This window comes from Vibrio glycogenivorans (assembly GCF_051660965.1).
GTDB lineage: Bacteria > Pseudomonadota > Gammaproteobacteria > Enterobacterales > Vibrionaceae > Vibrio.
Genome location: NZ_JBPVIS010000008.1, coordinates 84,467 through 104,875 on the forward strand (window position 1 = coordinate 84,467; position 20,409 = coordinate 104,875).

At 48.8% G+C, this 20,409-nt stretch carries 17 protein-coding genes; 12 read left to right on the forward strand and 5 right to left on the reverse strand.

Going from position 1 to position 20,409, the window contains the following annotated elements; all coding sequences use genetic code 11:
• Positions 1-99: 99 nt before the first annotated feature.
• The 9 genes from ACSTTG_RS16265 to ACSTTG_RS16305 all read left to right on the forward strand — a co-directional run bounded on the left by ACSTTG_RS16265 (position 100) and on the right by ACSTTG_RS16305 (position 8,649).
• Complete coding sequence (locus ACSTTG_RS16265; RefSeq protein ID WP_438457421.1) at positions 100-1,056, forward strand: AAA family ATPase; 957 nt, start codon at positions 100-102, stop codon at positions 1,054-1,056.
• 2 nt (positions 1,057-1,058) lie between these two features.
• Positions 1,059-2,003: a DUF58 domain-containing protein gene (locus ACSTTG_RS16270; protein ID WP_438475563.1), complete on the forward strand. Its 945-nt coding sequence runs from the start codon at positions 1,059-1,061 to the stop codon at positions 2,001-2,003.
• 1 nt (position 2,004) lies between these two features.
• Entirely contained in the window at positions 2,005-2,583 is a 579-nt protein-coding gene (locus ACSTTG_RS16275) for a DUF4381 domain-containing protein (RefSeq protein WP_438457419.1), read from the forward strand.
• Complete coding sequence (locus ACSTTG_RS16280; protein WP_438457418.1) at positions 2,576-3,544, forward strand: VWA domain-containing protein; 969 nt, start codon at positions 2,576-2,578, stop codon at positions 3,542-3,544. Before ACSTTG_RS16275 ends, ACSTTG_RS16280 begins: the two co-directional genes overlap by 8 nt.
• Positions 3,545-5,455 (forward strand): VWA domain-containing protein, encoded by a 1,911-nt coding sequence (locus ACSTTG_RS16285; protein WP_438475564.1) that lies wholly within the window; start codon positions 3,545-3,547, stop codon positions 5,453-5,455. It begins immediately after the preceding gene.
• Positions 5,456-7,099 carry a BatD family protein gene (locus ACSTTG_RS16290; RefSeq protein WP_438475565.1) on the forward strand — a complete coding sequence of 548 codons (1,644 nt, stop codon included), beginning with the start codon at positions 5,456-5,458 and terminating at the stop codon, positions 7,097-7,099.
• Between the two features lie 165 nt (positions 7,100-7,264).
• Complete coding sequence (locus ACSTTG_RS16295; protein ID WP_438457415.1) at positions 7,265-7,429, forward strand: hypothetical protein; 165 nt, start codon at positions 7,265-7,267, stop codon at positions 7,427-7,429.
• Positions 7,430-7,710: 281 nt separating this feature from the next.
• Positions 7,711-8,136 (forward strand): L,D-transpeptidase family protein, encoded by a 426-nt coding sequence (locus ACSTTG_RS16300; RefSeq protein WP_438475657.1) that lies wholly within the window; start codon positions 7,711-7,713, stop codon positions 8,134-8,136.
• Between the two features lie 72 nt (positions 8,137-8,208).
• Positions 8,209-8,649, forward strand: a complete 441-nt coding sequence (locus ACSTTG_RS16305; RefSeq protein ID WP_438475566.1) for a DUF4174 domain-containing protein — start codon at positions 8,209-8,211, stop codon at positions 8,647-8,649.
• A gap of 36 nt (positions 8,650-8,685) precedes the next feature.
• Here ACSTTG_RS16305 and ACSTTG_RS16310 read toward each other — a convergent pair whose 3' ends face one another.
• The 5 genes from ACSTTG_RS16310 to ACSTTG_RS16330 form a co-directional block, all read right to left on the reverse strand.
• Positions 8,686-11,046 carry a Lon protease family protein gene (locus tag ACSTTG_RS16310; RefSeq protein ID WP_438475567.1) on the reverse strand — a complete coding sequence of 787 codons (2,361 nt, stop codon included), beginning with the start codon at positions 11,044-11,046 and terminating at the stop codon, positions 8,686-8,688.
• A 248-nt stretch (positions 11,047-11,294) separates the two neighbouring features.
• Complete coding sequence (locus ACSTTG_RS16315) at positions 11,295-12,293, reverse strand: LacI family DNA-binding transcriptional regulator (RefSeq protein WP_438475568.1); 999 nt, start codon at positions 12,291-12,293, stop codon at positions 11,295-11,297.
• 141 nt (positions 12,294-12,434) lie between these two features.
• Complete coding sequence (locus ACSTTG_RS16320; RefSeq protein ID WP_438475569.1) at positions 12,435-13,571, reverse strand: porin; 1,137 nt, start codon at positions 13,569-13,571, stop codon at positions 12,435-12,437.
• Between the two features lie 350 nt (positions 13,572-13,921).
• Complete coding sequence (locus tag ACSTTG_RS16325; protein WP_438457410.1) at positions 13,922-14,938, reverse strand: ester cyclase; 1,017 nt, start codon at positions 14,936-14,938, stop codon at positions 13,922-13,924.
• A 105-nt stretch (positions 14,939-15,043) separates the two neighbouring features.
• The gene (locus ACSTTG_RS16330) at positions 15,044-16,327 is read right to left on the reverse strand and encodes an MFS transporter (protein WP_438457409.1); all 1,284 of its coding nucleotides are present in this window, start codon (positions 16,325-16,327) and stop codon (positions 15,044-15,046) included.
• Positions 16,328-16,675: 348 nt separating this feature from the next.
• On the opposite strand from ACSTTG_RS16330, the gene ACSTTG_RS16335 reads away from it, so the two are divergent.
• The 3 genes from ACSTTG_RS16335 to ACSTTG_RS16345 all read left to right on the forward strand — a co-directional run bounded on the left by ACSTTG_RS16335 (position 16,676) and on the right by ACSTTG_RS16345 (position 20,384).
• The gene (locus ACSTTG_RS16335) at positions 16,676-18,223 is read left to right on the forward strand and encodes a sodium:solute symporter family transporter (RefSeq protein WP_438475570.1); all 1,548 of its coding nucleotides are present in this window, start codon (positions 16,676-16,678) and stop codon (positions 18,221-18,223) included.
• Positions 18,224-18,259: 36 nt separating this feature from the next.
• Entirely contained in the window at positions 18,260-19,630 is a 1,371-nt protein-coding gene (locus tag ACSTTG_RS16340) for an L-serine ammonia-lyase (RefSeq protein ID WP_438457407.1), read from the forward strand.
• A 322-nt stretch (positions 19,631-19,952) separates the two neighbouring features.
• The gene (locus ACSTTG_RS16345; protein WP_438457406.1) at positions 19,953-20,384 is read left to right on the forward strand and encodes a YccF domain-containing protein; all 432 of its coding nucleotides are present in this window, start codon (positions 19,953-19,955) and stop codon (positions 20,382-20,384) included.
• Positions 20,385-20,409: the final 25 nt, after the last annotated feature.

Sequence of the window (20,409 nt, forward strand, 5' to 3'; positions counted from 1 at the left end):
AATTTTGACACGATTTTTTCAATCACCCCTCTTGAAACCTGTTGCAAGCTAACGCATATTTTGCAACAACTTTTTAGAACAAAAACAAAGGCATTCAGGATGATTGCACAGCAATTTCATACCCTAAAAACCTATTTAGAATCCCAAGTGATCGGCCAGCAAGAGCTGGTAAAACAACTGTTAGTTGCCCTATTAGCAGATGGGCATATCCTGGTTGAGGGCCCGCCGGGGCTAGCGAAAACACGTGCGGTTAAATCCCTTGCAGACTGCATTGAAGGCGATTTTCACCGTATCCAGTTCACCCCTGACCTACTCCCTGCCGACCTGACTGGCACCGATATTTTTCACCCGGAGACAGGTCAGTTTAGCTTCCAGCCTGGTCCTATTTTTAACTCGCTAGTACTGGCGGACGAAATCAACCGCGCGCCAGCCAAGGTCCAAGCGGCTATGCTAGAAGCGATGGCGGAAAAGCAGATCTCGGTAGGTAAAACGACGTATCCGCTGCCTGAGCTATTTCTGGTCATGGCTACGCAAAATCCAATTGAGCAAGAAGGCACCTATCCACTGCCTGAGGCGCAACTAGACCGTTTCCTGCTGCACCTCAATGTTGACTACCCAAATGAAGAGTCGGAACTCGATATCCTACGCCTCAATCGTGGTGAAGCCCAAGGCATTGAAGCAAAAGAGAAACCTATGCTTAGCCAGGAGAGTATCTTTGCCGCCCGTCAACAGGTGCTCGATATCCATATGGCAGAAGGAATTGAGCGCTATATCGTGCGCTTGGTGCTTGCCACACGTCAGCCAGAAAAATACAGCGAAGCACTGGCAAGTCAACTCGAGATGGGCGTCAGTCCTCGTGCCACCATTGCGCTTGACCGCTGTGCCCGTGCACATGCCTGGCTATCTGGACGTGACTATGTGACGCCAGAAGACGTGCAAACCATGGCTTACCCTGTACTACGTCACCGCCTGTTGCTGAGTTACTCAGCTCAAGCGCAAGGGGTCAAGCCAGACGATCTAATAGACCACATTCTGTCTAGTGTAGGCAGCGCATAGTCATGGCTCACTCGTTTCACCGTGAGCCAGACTTTGGCTCATCGTCACTACCACCCTTCGCTGATGGCGTTAACCTTAGCCTCGACGAGCTACTCTATTACCAGCAGCACACCGTGCACTGGCTACCGCCAGCGATGAGTCTTTGGTCGCAACAGCTTGGGCAACACCAAAGCCGCCAACTCGGCCGGGGAATGGACTTTGCTGAAGTGCGCCAATATCAGCGCGGTGATGATGTACGCTCGATTGACTGGCGTGTCACCGCGCGCACGGGCAAGGTGCACACTAAACTGTTCACCGAAGAGCGTGAGCGCCCTGTATTTGTCTACCTTGACCTGAGCTCGAGCATGAATTTTGGCTCAACGTTAATGCTAAAATCCGTCGTGGCGGCCCACTTTGCCGCCTTAGTCGCTTGGCTGGCGGCAAAGGGAAAAGATCGCATTGGCGCCGTGATTGATACAGGCGATGAGCTGTTTGAAACGCGAGCCTCAACGGGCAATCGTGGTGTACTGCGCTTACTCAACCTTGTCACTGAGCAGCATGACTTCAGACGTCAACATCAACAGCCTAACTCGATGACCTCTGCGCTAGAGGCGTTGACGCGACTCTGCCCCAAAGGCAGTGAAATCGTTCTAATTAGCGACTTTCATCGTTTGGCTGAACATGATCAGCCCCGTCTCACCGCGTTGCGCCAGCACAACTCAATCCGCTTGGTGCATGTGTCTGACCCACTCGAGCATGGTATGACTGAGTACCGTGGCATAGAGCAGGTCTCTAGCCAAACTCGCACCCTGTGGATGGACTTCTCGTCGCGACAAGCGCGCGATGCGATGAAAAACCACTTTAACCAGCACGTCGACCAGCTTAAGACGTATGCACAACAACAGGGAATGAGTTTTCTCACCCTATCAAACGCACAACCAATCTTGACCCAATTATTAAGAGCCTAACATGCAGCAAGCCCCTGATACTCTACCACTTAAAGGCCTTCATCTACCCGATGCACCCTCTTGGTTTCCACTCACCGCAGCATGGTGGTTATCCCTTGCCGGGATCATTGTTTTAATTGGGCTAGGCACTTGGCTACTTCGTCGCCACCAACGACGAATATTACCAAGGAATACCGCACTGAAGCTGGTCAAAATGCAAACCTCACCTTCTGCCGCTATGGAGGTGCTAAGACAGGTCTCATTCAGTTATTTCTCACGCGAGCAACTCGCCTCATTGCACGGCGATGCTTGGTATCAATTTCTGGATAATAAGCTCGGTGATGCGCGCTTTGTTCCCCGCATAGAGCAGTGGCAAGCCGCGCTCTACCAACCAACAAGTGAGCAAGATGTCAGCTCATTTATCGCCGATTGTGAGCATTGGATCCGCCACGCATTACCGCCTAAATCACGTACAGTTCAGTCATGCTCTGCCAGTGAGCAGTCACCTAGCGACCAATCACCTAATGGAAAAGCAACAGCAGAGCAAAAAACTGACAAAGAGACCCTTGCAGACAAAACACTGGGAGTAAAAAGTGATTGATGTCGATCTTATCTGGATTTGGGTACTACTTCTGTTTCCCTTACCCTGGATAGCAAGAAAGGCGCTACCTGCTATAACGCAGCGTAGTGCCGTATTCATTCCACATCTACCTGAAGAGGCTGGCAGTCGCCAGCCCAAATCACGCATTGTGCCAGCGCTTATTTGGACAATTTGGGGACTGCTACTCTTAGCGGCGGCGCGCCCTGTCCACTATGGTGAGCCTGTTGCATTGCCCACCGATCATCGCGACCTGATGCTGGTTGTCGACCTCTCGTACTCAATGAAGCAAGAGGATATGCGCGATGGTAATCAGTATATTGACCGCCTGACTGCGATGAAGAAGGTGTTGACTGAGTTTACTCGCCAACGCCAAGGGGATCGCCTTGGGCTAGTCGTATACGCCGATCATGCTTATCTTCAGTCGCCATTGACGCTAGATACCAACTCGATTCAGCAACAGATTGACCATATGGTATTGAAACTGGTTGGCACTCAAACCGCCATCGGTGACGGTATCGGTATTGCAACTAAGGTATTCATTGAGAGTGATGCCCCACAGCGAGTGATGGTGCTGATGAGTGATGGTGCCAATAACGCTGGAGTACTCGACCCTATGGAGGCGGCCCAGATTGCCCAGCAGCATGGCGCCACCATCTATACCGTTGGTGTCGGTGCCGGCGAAATGGAGGTGCGCAGCTTTATGGGCAGCCGCACCGTCAATACCGCGCATGATCTCGATGAACAACTTTTACAACAGATAGCCGAGCTAACCGGTGGCGAGTATTTCCGTGCACGTGATCAACAGGATCTAGAGCAGATCTATGACACCATCAACCGTCTCGAGCCAATTTCTATCGCCTCAGACGTGTGGCGCCCACAAACTGAGTGGTTCTTCCTGCCATTAGCGATGGCACTGCTGCTATCTGTTGGACTCACTTTTTATCGTCGGGAGCAAATTTAGATGCATTTTGTTTACCCCAACTTATTATGGCTACTCGTGCCCTGCTTGATCTTGTGTGTGTACCTGGCCAAGCGCAATCGCCAGCAAACCTTGATTGCTTCACATATTGCCAAAGCAATGGGCTTAGAGAGAGCAAAAAACAACACGCTCGCCTCACTGCTTGCGCTTGCTTGGTCTATCGCCATTATCGCGCTTGCGGGCCCGAGCCTGAAACCGACCGAACGCCCCTCAGTTCAATCAAGCGATGCGCGCGTGGTGATCATGGATATGTCACTGTCTATGTATGCGCGTGATATCTCACCAAGTCGTTTAGAGCAGGCTCGCTTTAAGGTTACCGACCTGCTTAATCAATGGCAGGATGGTCAAACTGGTCTGGTTATCTACGCCGGTGATGCCTATTCCGTCTCACCACTGACCAGAGATACCAACGTACTGCTCAATCAGCTCCCGCTACTTAGCCCAGACATTATGCCCTACCCTGGGGCACGTGCGGATAAAGCGGTTGAGCTGGCGATCTCGATGCTGACCGATGCAGGCTTTCAAGCCGGCCAAATCATCCTAGTCGCCGATGACCTATCACAGATTGAGACACAAGGGATCCTCGAGCACCTTGATGCGCGCTGGGATCTGGCCATTCTTGGCGTGGCCACCGAGACCGGCGCTCCTATTCCTCTTCCACAAGGCGGGATGCTGCAATCGTCTAGTGGCACCACTGTAGTCGCGAGTAGTAATTTCAATAATATGAGCCGTCTTGCCCGTGAAAGTGGGGGGTTGTTCCTCCCCGTCCAACATCACAATGCCGACGTTGCGGCGATTGCTACCCTGTCGGAGCGCGTCAACTCAACCGATACCGGTTCCGATAGACGTCAAATTGAAACCTGGCAAAACCAAGGCTTTTGGCTAGTCATCCCCTTGCTGATCATGGCTCTTCTGATGTTCCGCCGCGGCGTGTTTTACAGTCTGCCGCTAATGATGTTGGGACTGACCTCAACGAACGTTGAGGCCTCGCCCTGGCACAATCATGATCAAAAAGCACATCAAGCCTTTCAAAATGGTGACTATCAGAGTGCGCAGCAACAGTTTAGCGACCCAGAATGGCTTGGCGCTGCAGCATATCAGGCCGGAGACTTTGACACGGCCATTGATGTGTTAACTGGTATTGAAACACAGGATGCCCAGTACAACCTTGGCAATGCCCTCGCGCAATCTGGCCAGCTAGAGCAAGCGGCAGAGCAATACCGCCGCGTCCTCGACGCCGATCCAAACAACACCGATGCCCGACATAACCTTGACCTTGTTGAACGACTGCTTGAAGAGCAGCAACAGTCACCACAAGACAATAACCAGGCTGACGATCAACAATCGCAGAGTGACTCCTCAGAGAGCGATTCATCTGAGAGTAATGATGCTGATAACAGTCAGAACCAAGAAAACCAGTCTGATGATGATATGTCTGCAGACGCACAGTCCGCAGACGAGCAGTCCGCCGACGCGCAGTCCGCCGACGCGCAGTCTTCAGACGAAGAATCTGAACAACAGCAGTCAGATCAACCTCAGTCTTCATCAGAGCAAGAGACAGCCGAACAGTCGGCTCCTGAGGATGAGCAATCCGAGTCCGAGAATGAAGCTGAACCAGACTCAACGAACGGGGATACGCCGCCAGAGGAGCAATCAAAAGACAGCGCTTCAGGGCAGCAGTCTCTAGAGCAACAAGCTCCTGAACAGCAAGACCCCGAAGCAAACCAAGTTGAACTCGCTAATGAAGACACCATCGATCCCCAAACTCAACGTGATCTGCGCCGCTTAGATCAAGTCGAAGCCGCGCGCGATCCAAGTCGCCTCATCCGAGCGCAATTGCAGCTCCAAGCACAACAAAAACCGCAGCCACCCGTTACGGAGAAAACCTGGTAAATGAGAGTCACAAACCCAATTTATCAACTGATCATTGCAAGCCTTATTCTTTTCGCAAGCGTAAGCTCGGCAGCGTATGCCGCAAACTTACAAGTCACTGTCAGCGCCCGTGAACTGGTAGTCAATGAGGTGTTCCAACTGAGAATTGTCGCCGATACCCGAGCCAGCAGCGATGATATCGATCTCAGCGTACTCGAAGAGGATTTCTTTGTCGGCCGACCAAACTTTGGTACCTCTATCAATATCGTCAATAGCCAAAGAACCACGCGCAGTGAATGGAACGTCTCACTCGCAGCGCAAAAAGAGGGCCGCTTTACCATTCCCGCTTTCGAGCTTAATGGTGCGCGCTCGGAGCCAATCTATGTGCGTGTCAGTAAGGATGAGCGAGAGCCACAAGCCGATGACTTTGTGGTGGTGACCAACGATCTTCAGCGTCATCAGCTTTACCCGCAAGAAAGCACCCAACTGCTTAGTCGCGTGATCATCAAGACCGATCCTCGCCGCCTGCAAAACCCAGAAATTTCGCAGCCGAAAATCGAGGGCATGCAGATCACGCCGATTGGTGACGCCAATCAGTTCAACTCTGTTTTGGCTGGCGTTGAGGTCACCGTGGTTGAGCAAACCTATCGACTCACTGCAGAGCAAGCCGGCGACTTTACCCTATCCGGTGTTGGTTTTAATGGCACAGTGATTTACGGCGATAACATGCGCGGCTCAACACGCTTGGTCCCAACCAAGGTCGAACCTGAGCAAATCACGATCAGTGTTTTGCCGCCTCCAGCCGATTACACGGGAGACTGGCTACCAACACAATCACTCAAGATTGAACAAAAGTTTATCGATGAAACGGGTAATCAATTATCAGATAATGCACAAATAACTCTCTCAGTCGGAGAGTCAATTACCCGAGAAATCTACTTAGACATCGAAGGTTTAGAGGCTGAGAATTTTCCAGAAATTGACCTACCTCTACCGACGGCATTGCGCGTTTATGAGCAGAAACCAGAATTTAAACAGGTTGAAAATGGTTTGACGCGGATGATCAAAAAACAGGTATTGATCCCGCAGCGTGAGGATCAAATAACGATCAATTTACCAGAAATTGAATGGTGGGATAGCCGAAATAATATTGCCCGTACTACTCAAGCAATAAGTACCGATATAAACATCGTTGCTGCAGAGCAGAGCCTTTACAGTTTTCAGCCTGATCAATTCATAGCTCAACCAAGTAACGAAACTTACGATGGCGTTTCTCACTATTGGAAGTATGCGACCTTCATCCTTGCTGGGAGCTTATTGGTCTGTATTACAGTCATGTTACATTACGTCAGGAAAGCGCGCTCGATCGCTTATGTTGCTAGCACTCAAAACCCAGCCCCTGAGACTGATCCTAAACTCATCGATATCGTTCAAGGCGGAGACACACAATTAATTAATTTCCACCTGAAAAAGTGGTTAAATAATCAACCAAGTCTCAGCACTGAAACACGAAGTGCAATTGAAGAAGAATTAGACAAAATGAATCGTGGCCAATATTCACTTTCTGAGCAGAAATGGGACAGCAGCGAATTAATCCAACTATTAAAAAAGCCGAAACATTATTCAAATAACAAAAATACAAACTATAATTTGCCTAATTTGTAAAGTGCTCTTATAATTTAACGCGAGGTTAGACGGACTCTAACCTCGTTTTTATAGGTATAAAATATCAGTTGGCGAAAGAGTGTTCACTATGAGAGACAGCGAGTTAGGTTGTTACAAGTTAGTCTCGTACAAAGTAGGCTCTTATAAATAAAGTGGAATAAAGATATGGCTGCTTTAATAAAAATCAATCCACAGACCCAGTTTGTCATCCGCTACTTCGACGGCAAGGCGATCGTGAGCGTCACGTTCACTGCAGAGTCACGTCAAGATGCCATCGAGCAGTTTAAGCAGTTCGGTTACTTGCCGAGTGACATCTTCTCGATAGACTAGTCGCGGTCTATCCCTCCTCAAGCCGCTCTTGTTCGGAGGCTATTTTTCGTGCAGAAAATTTCAACCTAACAGTACATATCTTCACCATTCCACTAGGCGCTGCGCCCATCTTAGCTTAGAATATCGCCCGATGTGCCACTTTGAATGATTTATCCCCGCTAATGCCAAAACTTATTGCCCTTGCCTTGCTATCACTGTTGTTACCTTTGAGCGCGATTGCTCATTCTCCCAACGACAGCGCTAGCCAACTCAATTTGTCTTTTTCTCCTGCTACTCAAGAAATGCATGTCGAGTGGGTCCATGTAAAGAAGTCAGAGCGCCGTATGTACCTAATGCATGGTGATAAGGTGATTAAGCAGTATCGAATTGCACTTGGCAAAAGTCCGCGCGGCCATAAAGTGCATAAAGGCGACCAAAAGACGCCAGAAGGTCACTACACCCTGTCCTTCGTCATGGAAGATTCGGCATTTCACCGCTCAATGCATATCGACTACCCAAACTATCAGGACATCGAACACGCAGAGCGACTGGGGCTTGATCCGGGTGGCAACATCAAAATTCACGGTCTGAGTAATACTGACGAAAGGGACCCTCAATTTATCCAAAGCTTCGACTGGACAGATGGCTGTATCGCCCTGTTAAACCACGAGATGGATGAATTTATAAAACTGGTTGAGTACGGCACACCAATATTTATTGAGTGGTGAGGATAAAACTCACTGACCGATAGAATTTTCTTCTATCCTTTGGTAACCAGTTTTGTCTATCGGAGGTTAGGTATGCGATTTCGACTCGCTCTCAGTGGATTTCTTATCGCGGTGATCAGTGCACAAATTGGGGCAACATCATCACTTCAGCAGCTATCAGAGCTGCAGTGGCAACATCGGATTCTGCTTATCCAATCCATGCCATCGGCGGACAGTGACATTGCGCAACTAATTGCCAACCAATCTGAGATTGAAGAGCGCCATATCCTTTGGTTTGTGCTGTCTGAGCGGGGTATGCAGACCAACTATGCTGGCCCTATGTCACCCCAACTGGACGATGAAATCGCAGCGATGTTTTCCGACCCAACCAGAGAGGTTGTCTTGATTGGCAAAGATGGGGGTATTAAATCGCGTGCTGATACCTTCAACCTCGCTGAACTATTTGAGCAGATTGATGCAATGCCAATGCGACAAAAAGAAATCCGCCAACAAAAAGTGGCAGAATCGCAGTGAGGGAGGACCTACCACGCCCACACTGCGACACCAGTTTTATTTTCTCAGTGAGTTGAGTTTCGCTTGCGCGATACCAAACACGGTATCAATCGGATAGCTTCCCATTTCAGAGGCCTCGCCCGCCTCTTTACCAGAGAAGAGTTTCACCGCCTGGGTGACATGTTTGATAGGCCAGATATGAAACTCACCCTTCTCTACCGCCTTGACCACATCATGACGTAGCATCAAATTGTGCACATTAGAGTGTGGAATAATCACCCCTTGATGGTGGTTGCGGCCTTTGATCCGGCAAACATCAAAGAACCCTTCGATCTTTTCGTTTACCCCACCAATGGGTTGCGCCTCACCAAACTGGTTCATTGATCCAGTAATGGCAATATCTTGGCGCACAGGTTGGCGTGAAAACGCGGACACTACTGCACAAAACTCTGCCATACTCGCACTGTCTCCATCAACGCCTCCATAGGACTGCTCAAAGGTGATATTGGTCGTGAGTGGCACTTTAGCGGTTTTACCAAAGACCGAAGAGAGGTAAGCGGTCAGAATCATCACCCCCTTGGAATGGATACTGCCACCAAGGTCAACACTGCGCTCAATGTCGATCACCTCACCATCTCCATAACTAGTTGTGGCCGTAATACGGTTAGTAGCGCCAAACATATGGTCGCTCGTGGACAACACCGACAACGCATTGACTTGGCCTATTGCCTCGCCATCCGTTTGGATCAAGGTGGTGCCATCAATAAACGACTCCATCACATTCTGCTGTAGGCGATTGACCCGCAACTCTTGGCTATTCAGCGCATCCTCGACATGAGTTGCCCGGATCATATTCGAGTTTGCCTGACGCGCGACATAATTAGACTCGCGTAGAAGATTGGCAATCTTGGCCGAGTGCAGTGAGAGCTTAGTCTGATCCCCCGCCATTCGTGAACTGTACTCGATGATCCGTCCAATCGCCTTTCTGTCACAGTGTAACAGTTTATTGTCATGGACAATGCTGGAGATAAACCGCGCATAGTGAAGCTCCGATGACTCATTACGTGGCATCTCATCAGCAAAGTCAGCGGTGACGCGAAATAGCTCACTGAACTCGGGATCGTAGTGCTGGAGAAGTTGGTAGGTGCGATAATCGCCAAACAGAATGATTTTCACATCGAGTGGGATCGGCTCTGGGTCGAGTGTCACTGCTCCACTAAGTGTTACCTCGCGCTCGAGCGAGGTCAAACTCAGTTGGCGTGAACGCAAGGCGCGCTTAAGTCCGTCCCACACGTAAGGCTGCTCGAGCACTTTCTGCGCATCGATAAGCAATACCCCGCCGTTGGCTTTATGCAGGCTGCCGGCACGGATCAATGAAAAGTCAGTAAACACCGTACCTTTGTAAGTTGCCGTCTCGGTGTAACCAAACAACCGATGATAGTTCGGGTTTTCTTCCACTACAATTGGAAAGTCACAGCCCTCCCGGCTGACCAACACGTTGATTTTATAACGCCTCGGCAGTTTTTTATCCAATGAGGCAGTCGCTATTTCACCCTGCTCTCCCCCTTCCTCAAGGAAGATATCGGCGTTATCGACAATGTCCTTCTGCAGCGCAGAAAGAAAGGACTTGATCTCACTAAACTCGGCATAGTCCACTTTTAACTGCTTGATAAAGTGGGCAATCACGTCAAGCGTAACCTCATCATTCAGGCGCTTAATCTTGTCACTGTAGCTCTCTTCCCAATCGGTTAACTGGCGTACCATATCCCGCAGGGTCACCTCAAGATCATCGATACTGCTGCCAAACTCCTCTTGCTGCTTGCGACTCAACGCATCAAAGCTCTCTTCGGTGTGCAGCTCATCACCGTTCATGGCGATAAATTGATAGTCCCCTTGTGGCGTCAGGGTCAGACTGATGCCCTTCTCCTTTGCAACCCGGCTGATCTTATCCAGCTCAAGCTGCTGTTTCTGGGCGAGTTGGTTCTTCAGTCGCTCCGCTCTAGAGATATACATCTCGTTATCAAATGCGAGCGGCATCGCTGTCACCAACTTGGTCATCAAAATTTCGATATCGTGTTTTAACCGCTGTCCGAGCCCGCAGGGTAACTTAAGGACTTTCGGTGTACGAATGTCCTCGAAGTTGGCCACATAACACCAGTCAAACAGGGTCGAGCTGTCATATTGGTGGCGATTGAGGTAGCGCAGGATCATGGTACGCTTCCCCAACCCATTGTGACCAATGGCATAGATGTTGTAGCCTTTTTCCTTGATATTCATCGCAAACTCGACCGCCTTCTGAGCTCGCTCTTGTCCGACTATCTCATCTAGGGGCGGAAGCTCCTTGGTCGACTTACACGGAAGTTGTTCCAAATCAGCAACGTTATATAGCTGCTCTACTTTTAAACTCTCTATCGCCATCTTAACCTCCTCCGTCGTCAGTCTCTGTCCTGACGTTATACTTGTTCTAGCGGCGCAATCTTGTAGTTATAGTCTAGTTTGAAAAAGGTTAAAATTTAGTGACTTAGAGCCAGATTGAGTTTAACTGCTTACTTTATAAGCAATTTGACAGCATCTATTGAGGTGAGGCGCAATGGAAATAGTGAACTGGAAGGGATTTACAATGTAAATCAGCCAATCAGAAGCTGATTGGCTGAAACATAATAAGATTAGCAGGTACTGCGCTCAACATAGCGAACCGGAACCATTAACTTGATCAAGCTCGGATCGTTTTCTTGAATTTGATCGACGATAATCTTCACCGATTCGCGCGCTAGGCGGGCGAAATCTTGACTAAAGGTGCTTAACTGATAACTGACCCACTCCGCTTGAGGGATATCGTCAAAACCAATCACTTTCAGATCGTTTGGAATTGACAGACCAAACTCAAAGCGTGCGATGTCCATTACCGCCATCGCTAGGTTGTCGGTGGCGCAAAATACCGCCTCAGGCTTGTCGCCGTTGGACAGTATCCGACGGATCACCTCGATAGACTCTTTGTAATCGTAATTAGCTTCAATCACGCGCACGGGTTGACCAGAGAGTGATTCAAACTCGTTGGCAAAGCCTTGCTGACGCTCGCCATTGGTAAAGGTGGGTACCTCACCGGTAAGATAAGCAACGTCTCTAACGCCCGATTTATAAAACACTTCTGCCGCTTTTTGTCCTGCTGAGTAGTTATCACTCACCACATAGCTGGTTTTGGTTCCCTCAACCACGCGAGCGTACTGGACAATAGGAATATTAAACTCTGCACACTCTTCATAAAGTGCAGTATTCATAGTCGCTGAAGCGGCAATCACGCCATCAACGCGGTACTGAAAAATGCTTGGAATGGTATGCTGCTGCGCATCCATTTGCCATGGGATAAGCACCGCTGAATAGCCTTGCCTTTGCAATTCAGTACTGATCAGCTGCAGGGTTTTCATATGGATCGGATAATCGGCATCCGGAAAGACTAAGCCAATCAGTTTTGACTCATTGGTGGTCAAACTGCGGGCGAATGCATTAGGGCGATAATTCAGCGCCTTTGCTGCCTCATAAACCTTCTGCTTGGTGCTCTCTGCCACCGAGCTACCTGGGACAAACACGCGCGATACGGTGGATTGAGACACGCCGGCCAACTTGGCAACGTCTTTCGAGGTAACTGGAGTTTTAATGGTATTCATTGTTGTCTATTCTAGCCTACTGATACTTCCTGATAATAGCATATTTAGGTACGTAGTCATAAACAGAAAAAGCCTTATTCTAATAAGAATAAGGCTTTAGCATTACTAATTTAGCTATTTTGGGTACGACCCACTAAGCAATTAGAAGTAGTAACGGATACCAGCTGCGAATTGGTCTTCACGGTTAACGAACTTGTCACCGTCTAGCTGGTCTTTACCAAGGTCGAATTGGTACTCAGTCCATACTAGGAATTTGTTCTTCTGGAAGTGGTATTCAACACCAGGAACTACTAGCTGACGCTGGTAGTTGTTTGCAAAGCTGTCGCCACGCTCTTCCATGTAGTTGTAGATGAACGTTGGACGTAGGCCGTTAGCGAAATCGTAGTAGGTGTAGAATTCACCACCAATGGTGTCCATTAGTGCGTTAGTGTTGGTTGAAGTCTCAACCGCTTCCCAGTTTTCGCCAACGTGGAAAGTTGCACCCGCGTAGAAGCCACCGTTAGAGTAGTTTGCGCCAACAAGCATAATACGCATGTGGTCGCCATCTTTCGCGCCTTCAACGTTGCTTGTCACGTCTTGCAGTTCATTCTGGTGGTAAGCTGCACCTAGAGTTACGCCTTCGATGCCTTTGTAAGTCATCGACGCGCCTAGACCGTTTTTCAGTGTTGCTGTAGCACGGTTGTTGTGCGTATTGAATGGCGCAACAGATACTTCGTGCTCAGAGCCAGAAAGTGCAACGCCTTCACGAGTGGTTTGGTAAGTGAAACCGTAACTTAGATCTTCGTTGATCTTGTTGCGGTAAGTGATTGAGTTTTCTGCACGGCCTGAGCCTGAAGCGATACCCCAATCAGATAGGTTGTAAACGCCTGAGCCACGCGTACCGAATACACGACCAAGGTCAGTGTACCAAGCTACATCGTAGAAAGTAGACCACTGCTTAGTACCAGCCGCAACTTTACCGAATTTGTCATGCTCTACACCAACGTATAGAAGACGGTCATAGATGTTGTTGCCGTTAGCGCCAGAGTTGTAGCCCCATTCAGCGTGACCGAAACCAGTCCAGCCGTTGTCTAGGCCCATAGTACCTTTCAGACCGAAACGTGAACTTGCACTGTTCCACTCGCCAGCGTGATCGCCGCCTTTATCTTGGTAACGTACGTCAAAACGACCGTCAAGAGTCAAGCTATCACCCGCTTCGTTTACCCAAGTGTGCGCAGCAGCAGCTGAGCCAGAAGCCAGTGCAGCTAGAATCACTGCAGATAGAGTCGATTTTTTCATATTGATTCTCGTTATTTCGGACGCACCACGCCACCGTGCATGTTTGCCCGTTATAAAAATAATATTTAGAGACGTACCCCATCCATGAGGTACTAGTTGAGAGCCCACCGGAGCCGAGAGGGGTCTCCAGTGGAAATGACTTAGGTCATTCCAAAGCCAACAAGTAGGTATTGGCTTTGGAACAGACACTCAGTTGTGCAAGGCGCCGCCGCTGACCTGCTCCGGACAAACTCGACGATAACTCTGAAGAGCGCTGAGACTATTGATACTGATAACCATCAGTCTCTCCAGAGTGTCTTATCGCAAGTTTAACAAGGCAGCGTTAGCGTCTCGTTTAACTCAGTACCTGATTAGTAAGAAGGGTTCAGGATAGTAGAAGTACGGTCAAATACGTCTAGACCTTGCTGCTTCAACCAGTATGGTAGGTCGATCAGTACCCAGTTCTCAGATAGCTTGTCGCCGTCACGGTAGTAAACGTCAACAACTTGCATGTCCGCACGAACTTCGCCGCCAGGCATACCTAGGAAACCACCGATTGGCGTGTTTGATAGGTTTGGCCAACCGAAGAAACAAGAGAAGCTACCTTCAGCGAAACGACATACGTGGCCGTTGAACTTCTTGTCTTTTAGGTTGTTACGGAACGGCAGCTGGTGCTGCTGTTGGTAACGTGGGATAGTGTAAGAAGCACCGATACCACATGGACCGTACCATACCATGTCTTTTGACCAGCTCTTCTCTAGTACTTCTGGTGGACAACCCATCGCGCCGCTGTCGTTTAGAGCAGACAGGTCAGCAACCATCTTGTTTACTAGATCTAGAGTCGCTTGACCTTCTTCAGGTGCCGCGTCTTCGAACAGTAGACCGTCGTGGTTACGAGGACCAGGGTAAGTGAAGTGACGACCAGTTGATGGTGGTAGTGGGTAGCAACCCGCTTGGTCCATCATGCCTAGAAGGTCTACGAATAGGCCAGTCTTAGTGATTTTGCCGTTTTCAACACAGTTGAACTCAGCGTAACGAAGGTTCATGATCTTACCAGTTGGGCGCATGCCTAGGTACTCAGCGTCGAATAGACCCATGAAGTGACCCATGCTCATTACCCAGATTTCACCTTCAGTTACTTCGTTTTCACCGCCGATAAATACATCTTGACGACGCTGCATGCGTGTCATTGACTTCATTAGAGGAGCCCAGAATACTTCTGCTGCTGCTTCTGCGCCTTCTTGCTCACGGAATGGGTATACGCCGCGGAAAAGGTAATCTTCTGAAGTGTGTGCTTTTAGTACTTCTGCAACGTTCTCGTGAGTTGCGTTTTCCATTGCATCGAAGTATTCACGTACGATGCGTTTAGCTTCTTGATATTTAGACATAATTATCTCTCTTTTAGTCTTCGAGACCGAAATTTTGGAACAGGACTCGATATTCTTTATTGCCGGCGACGTGTGTATCGCCGACAAGTTATTCTTAAATCTTGATTAAGCTGCTTTCTTCTTGTTGAAGATGCCGCCTTTTAGCGTCTCTGGTAGTGAGAACCACAGTAGACCCGCTAGAATCCATACGATTGGTGAACCCCACATCGCAGTTTGTAGGTCTGAACGCTCTTGGATAAATACTAGTACCATTGGCGCCCACATGCCGATTAGACGACCACCGTGGAATAGCGCTGCACCGAAGCTACGTAGGTGTGCTGGGAATAGCTCAGAGAAGTAGCCACCCCACACCGCGCTTGATGCTAGGCCGAAGTTGTAGATTAGACCTAGGATAGCCAGTAGGTTTAGACCCATGAAGGTCACATCTGAAGGCGCAACGAAGAAGATTGACGCCATGATACCTGCAAGGATAAAGCCGATTGCGTTAACTTTACGACCCCATTTGTCTGCGATCGCACCCCAGCACCATGCACCTAGAAGGCTACCGAATGCAGAGATAGAGAAGATGATACCCATTGTTGTACCATCGAACATACGTACTTCTTTTAGGTACGTAGTCACGAAACCGTTAAAGAACTGGAAGCCGTAGAAGTTCAGACCTGACAGTAGTAGACAGGTAACAGTGATGCGTAGGTTCGCGCCGCGGAACATTTCGCCCCAAGAGCCTTTCTTCTGCTCTACTGGCGCTTCGCCTTCTTTTGCTTCTTGTGCTTCTTCACCGTAAGCGATCACTTTCTTGTCGCTTGGTAGGATGAAGATCATTGCAACAGCGGCTACTAGTGGAGGAATACCACCGACTAGCATCATGTTTTCCCATGCTGCATTGATGCTTGACAGGTATGCTGCATACGCACCCATTGCCATTACTGCAACAGAGAACATGCTTGATGCAAATGCTGTCAATTTACCGCGTACAGAGTCAGTAAATAGACCGATCATTAGAGAAACAGCAACAGTAAAGTAACCACCTAGCGCGATGCCAACGATGAAACGCATTGCAGCCCAGCCTTCGTAGCTGGTAAAAGTCATGTTTAGAATGGTCGCTGCACCGTTGATGGCAGTAATAGTGATAAGAACGTTCTTCTTACCAAAGCGTGATGCAAACCACGCACAGCTTAGGGCACCAATTAGCGCACCTAGTGACTGCCATGTGTAGAACTGAGCAGTGTCTGCAAGGTCGATCGCGTCATATGCGTCAACAATGTAAGGGCGTACGTAGTCAATAACAACAAAGTTGTAACAGTAAAAAACGTAACCCACAAGTATCGCTAGATACGCTGCAGCACGTTGTACCATTGGCACTTCGCTCATGTGTTTCTTGGTTGTCATAACCGAGAATCCTCTATTTATCTGATAGTTACTTATAATTAACTGGGTTTTCCCACGCTTATTGCACGTGCTCTCCCCGCTGATTCGGGGCGAATATTAAAGGAAGTTGCCGGTAAAAAAAAGTGATCGAGGTCAAATTCACAATGAATACGCACCCAAACCTCATCTAAACATACAATTTTAGTGATCGTGATCACACAAATACGCAAAATCGACTAAAATGAGGAAGAACTAGCCTTGAATATTGATTATCATCTCTGCAAACAAGGACGAACATGAATAATAACAAGTGTTTTGGAACAACATTTAACCAATAAACTATAATACTAAAGCGAGAAACCCCTACCAATGGTTACGTATTCAAGCATTTTGGTCATCGTACTGTACCTTGCGATAACGATACTCATCAGTTATCTGGTCAATGTGAAGCATAAAAGTGGCGGCGACTACTCGACCGGCGGCCAACAGTTCGGTTGGTTTGTGGCCGGTGTGTCTATTTTGGCTACCTACATTAGCGCAATGACCTTTGTCGGTATGCCCGGTTGGGTATTCAGCGATGGTATGACGGCGATGAGTGTTCATCTCAACTACCCTATCGTGATTTTCTTTGCGACGATATTTTTCGTCCCAGTGTTTTACAAGCTGCGCCTAACCTCGATCTACGAGTACCTTGAGCTGCGCTTTGGTGTATTAGCCCGCACGATCAACTCAATCGTATTCATTCTAGTACAGTGTATTTCTGCCGGGGTGATTTTGTATGCGGTGGCCCTGATCTTGGTCCAAGTACTGCCGGTCTCGATTTCAGAGGCGATCATCTACATCAGCATCTTTACTGCCTGCTATACCTACGCAGGAGGCATCTCTACCGTAATTTGGACCGACATGCTGCAGTCATTGGTGCTGATGATCGGTACAGCCTGCATTATCTCGATTCTGGTTGCTAATGTAGCGAGTGGCAATACCGCTACGCCTTCTTATGAAATGTTGACGGTTATCGATACCTCGTTCGACCTTGGTGTCGATACCACGGTGTGGGCGGGTGTGTTCGCGGTGACTTTCTTGCACCTGAGCGTCTATGGTACCAACCAGCTGATCATTCAGCGCACGCTGGCGACTAAATCAGTGGAACACGCCAACAAATCTATGCTGCTTTGTGGCTATGGCGCCTTCTTTATCTATTTGTTGTTTGCGGTACTAGGCATTCTGCTCACGGTCTATTATGATGGCCGCGTTTTTGAGAACAGCAACGAAGTGATTCTGGATTTTGTGTTTAATCACACCAATCCAATTGTGATTGGACTGATCATCTCAGCACTTGCTGCAGCGGCTATGTCTACGCTTGACTCAACTTATAACTCAATCGCGACCGTAGCCACCTTTGACATCTATAAGCGTTTTATCAACCGAGATGCCGAAGCGAAACACTATGATGCAACAGCACGTAAATTGAGCCTTATCGCAGCGGCAACCGTTATTGCCCCTGCTCTGTTTGCGATCTCAAATGAATCAGTATTAAAAACCATCGCTAGCCTCACCTCTATCTTTGTCGGTATCCGACTGGGATCGTTTGTGCTCGGTCTGTTTTTTGCCAAGGCAAACGAGAAAGGCGTTATCGTTGGTAGTATCACTAGCATTATTGCGGTATTTATCGCCCAAGGCAGTAACATTGCCTGGCCATGGTTTGCACCAATCGGCACGATTGTGTTCCTGATTTTTGGTGTTGCCACCAGCCACGTATGGGGTCAAAACTCCCCTGCGAACTTGAATTTTATTCAAACGCAAAAGCGTTTGATTGTTAAACCGACGATGGGCCAGTACGGTCTGTTGGTCTTTGCAGTGATCACCATTGCTGCATGTTTCGTTATCCCTGACTGGCTGTACGCAGCCTTTGCCTAAAATTAAGTCAGGATATTACTCTTAAGGGTTCTTCTAATGTTATCGATTTTTGATATCTACAAGATTGGTGTTGGTCCATCTAGTTCACACACAAATGGTCCAATGATCGCGGGTTACAACTTTATCCAAATGCTGGGTGAAGACGTAAAGAAAGTGTCTCGCGTGCAAGTCGATCTCTATGGCTCACTGTCACTGACAGGTATCGGCCACCACACGGATCGTGCCACTATCTTGGGTCTGCTTGGCAACAAGCCTGACACTATCAACATCACTGCCGCAAACCAAAAGATGCGCCATGCTATCGATAATGGTGAACTGGCTGTGGGTGGCGACCACCTGATCGCGTTTGATTACCAAACCGATATGCTGTTCCACGAAGATAACCTTCCGCTGCACGAAAACGGCATGACGATTACCGCGTTCGATGCACAAGGCGAGCAACTGGGCTTCGAAACCTACTACTCTATCGGTGGTGGCTTTATTGCAACTGCGGACGAGCTAGAAAATGGTACTGGCAGCTCTGAAAAAGAGGTTGAGTTTGGCTTTAACAGTGCTGACACTATGCTGGCGCAGGCTGAAAAGAACGGCCTAAGCCTTGGTGGCATGGTGCTACGCAACGAGCTAGCGTTCCAAGACCAAGCGGCTATCGATGCCAAAGCAGAGAAGATCTGGGATGTGATGAGCAAGTGTATGGAGCGAGGCTTCCAGACTGAAGGCATTCTAGACGGTGGTTTGAATGTGACCCGCCGCGCACCTAACCTACTGAAAAAGCTTGAAGCTAATGCGGTTATCGAGAATGACCCAATGGAGATCATGGATTGGATTAACCTGTTTGCCTTCGCCGTCAGTGAAGAAAACGCGGCAGGTGGTCAGGTTGTGACCTCACCAACCAACGGCGCAGCAGGCGTGATCCCAGCGGTATTGGCATACTACCATCGCTTTATCAAAAACTTGGATGTGAAGCAGCTTAAAGACTTTATCGCTGTCTCAGGCGCGATTGGTATCCTATACAAAACCAACGCTTCTATCTCTGGTGCGGAAGTAGGTTGTCAGGGTGAGATCGGCGTATCGTCATCAATGGCAGCAGCCGGTCTAACGGCCCTACGCGGCGGCAGCAACGAGCAAATCTGTATCGCAGCAGAAATCGCGATGGAGCACTCGCTAGGCATGACCTGTGACCCAATCGGCGGCCTAGTACAAGTACCATGTATCGAGCGTAACGCAATGGGCGCAATGAAAGCGATCAACGCATCACGCATGGCACTTAAGCGTACCAGCAAGTCTCTTATCTCTTTGGACAAGGTTATCGAAACCATGTACCAAACCGGTAAAGACATGAACAAGAAATACCGCGAGACATCTCTTGGTGGTCTGGCACTTATTCACCTAGCGCCGCCTTGTGAGTAATGTTTAGACTGTTGTGATCGTTTTAAGCCCAGTAGAATTTGCTGGGCTTTTTTATGCACGCGGCCTGCGGCGGGTACACTTCGTTCCGAGGTGCGGGGACGCTGCGCTACGGGGTTCGAGGAGTTTTGCGATGGTTGGGTGTGCTTGGTTAATCTTTGGTTTAGAGTGTCCTACGTTTTTTACAGGGTCGTTGTAAACTTCGCTTTCTCTAGCCTCAAAGCGCATGCTAATTACTCGCTCCTCGTAGGGCAACGCCCGTACCCGCTCCCCGCCCCTGTGTTCTATGTTAGACTTAACAACACACGATTTTCGAGATTTTGATATGAGAACTCTGGGCAACATTATTTGGTTTCTTTGTGGTGGCGTGATCATGGGGCTGATGTGGTGGATGTTTGGCTTGTTGGCCTTTATCACCATTGTCGGGATCCCTTGGGGGCGTGCCTGTTTTGTGATGGGGAATTTCTCATTCTTTCCGTTTGGCTATGAAGCCATTGCGCGTGATGATTTGACCATGCGACGCGATATTGGCACTGGGCCGCTTGGGTTTATTGGTAATGTGATTTGGTTTTTGTTTGCGGGTATCTGGCTGGCGATTGGTCATTTGACCTCGGCGGTGGCGTGCTTTGTGACGATTATTGGTATTCCCTTTGCCTTGCAACACCTAAAGCTAGCCTTGATCTCCCTCGCGCCAATTGGCAAGACTGTGGTGCCCAAGGAAGTCGCTGCGCGCGCTATATTTGGCCGTCACAGATAAGTACGGACAAGTCTGAGTTAGTTGA